General features: G+C 68.8%; 1 protein-coding gene and 1 pseudogene. Both read right to left on the reverse strand.

What is annotated here, in order from left to right:
* Nucleotides 1–60: 60 nt before the first annotated feature.
* Nucleotides 61–246 (reverse strand): annotated as a pseudogene (locus PSD17_RS20485) (integrase core domain-containing protein); the annotation flags it as partial.
* A 13-nt stretch (nt 247–259) separates the two neighbouring features.
* Nucleotides 260–1,363 carry an IS110 family transposase gene (locus PSD17_RS20490; RefSeq protein WP_339124182.1) on the reverse strand — a complete coding sequence of 368 codons (1,104 nt, stop codon included), beginning with the start codon at nt 1,361–1,363 and terminating at the stop codon, nt 260–262.
* Between the last annotated feature and the right edge of the window lie 299 nt (nt 1,364–1,662).

Genomic DNA, 1,662 nt, shown 5'->3' on the forward strand with positions numbered 1-1,662 from the left:
CTGATCTTCAACACCCTCCTGTCACGTCCCGGGCCCGGCACGCCGTTAGGACTTACTCGTCTAGATGCCGCCGCGGCAGAGGTTGTTGACGCGGTGGGCGGGTGGGTGGCCGCCGAGCGCGGTGTGGGGCCGGTGATGGTTGTAGCCGTGTAGCCAGGCCGGTAGCGAGGCGACACGCTCGGCGGAGGAGTTGTAGACCGCGGCGTAGGCCCATTCGACGGCGAGGGTGCGGTTGAAGCGTTCGATGCTCCTATGTTCGTCAAGCTGCTGGATCGAGCTGGCCTGACGCGGCCGAGGCGGCTGGTCTGGGCAGGTGGGCGTAGATCTCGCGGGCGATGTAGCGCTTGAGACAGCGGATGATCTCGCGCTTGCTCAGGCCCTCAGCGGAGCGTCGTTCGACGTAGTCGCGGGTGGGTTGGTGGTGGCGCGTGCGGACGATGGTCACGATGTAGAGGGCACTGTTCGCGGCTCGGTCGCCGCCCCGGCTGAGGCGGTGGCGGCCGGTGGTGCGCCCGCTGCTGGCCGGTTGGGGCGCGACGCCGCAGAGCTTGGCGAACGCGGCCTCGCTGCGGATCCGGTCAGCGTTGTCGCCGCTGGTGACCAGGAATTGGCCGGCGAGCTCGACCCCGACCCTGTGCAGCTCGAGCAGTGCTGGTGCCGCAGCGCTGACCAGTGAGGTGATCTGCCGGTTCAAGGACTTGACCTCCTCGTCGAGGGCCTTCCAGCGGCGGGCGAGATCATGGAGCGAGGTGGCGATGCCGGCGGTGAGCAGCCGGTGCGGGTCGTGGGTGAGCTCGAGGAGGTTCTCGGTCTCGGGCCGCAGCGGCAGGCAGCGGTTGACCAGGGTGCGTTTGCTGAGCTCGACGAGTTCGTCGCGTAGCGGCGAGGGCGCCCCGATCATGACGCCCCAGAGCGTGTTGAAGGCCTGGGTGCGGGCCTTGACCGCGCTGGTGCGGGTGACACGCAAGGTGCGGATGACCTCGACCATGCCGGACTTCGACTTGGGGACGGCGGTGCTGGTCTGTCCGAGAACGGAACGGGCGATTTGCTCGGAGTCGAGTCGGTCGGACTTGCCGTCCATCCTCCTGGCCAGCCGGTTCGGCCGGTTGACCTCCACGACCCGCTGCCCGGCCGCGGTCAGCGCCCGAGTCAGTGCCGCGCCGAACGAACCCGTGCTCTCGACGCCGATCGCGCGGATCTCGCCGTGCGAGCCCATCCAGGTCAGCAGGTCGTGGTAGCCCTTGTCCGTGGCCGGGAACTCCTGGTGGCCGAGTAGCCGCCCGAGTTCGTCGAGGACCGCCGCGTAGTGCGTGTGCTTGTGGGTGTCGACACCACCGATGACAGTCGCAGACTCGGTTGCCATGCTGGGACCCGCTCTTCCGTGAGACCTGAACGCTGACGGGGAGCGAGCCGGCCGGGCGGAGCGACAGGTCTGTGATGGGGCTTCTGACCAAGCTCCTATCAGGTCAGATCCGTCCGGCCGGCGCGCACCACAGCACCGCACCGACCCGGGCCGACAAATCGAACGCAGGACACCGTGGTCATACCTTGGCCGGGGTCAGGCCCGAGCCGGTGCGGCACCGCCACCAGTCTTCACAGGCTTTGCCGTTGGTCCACGGGCAGCGGGGCTTGGTGGGGCGGTGGGCGATGCCGAGCTCGGCG

Origin of the sequence: Pseudonocardia sp. D17, assembly GCF_036984265.1 — a bacterium.
Taxonomy (GTDB): domain Bacteria; phylum Actinomycetota; class Actinomycetes; order Mycobacteriales; family Pseudonocardiaceae; genus Pseudonocardia; species Pseudonocardia benzenivorans.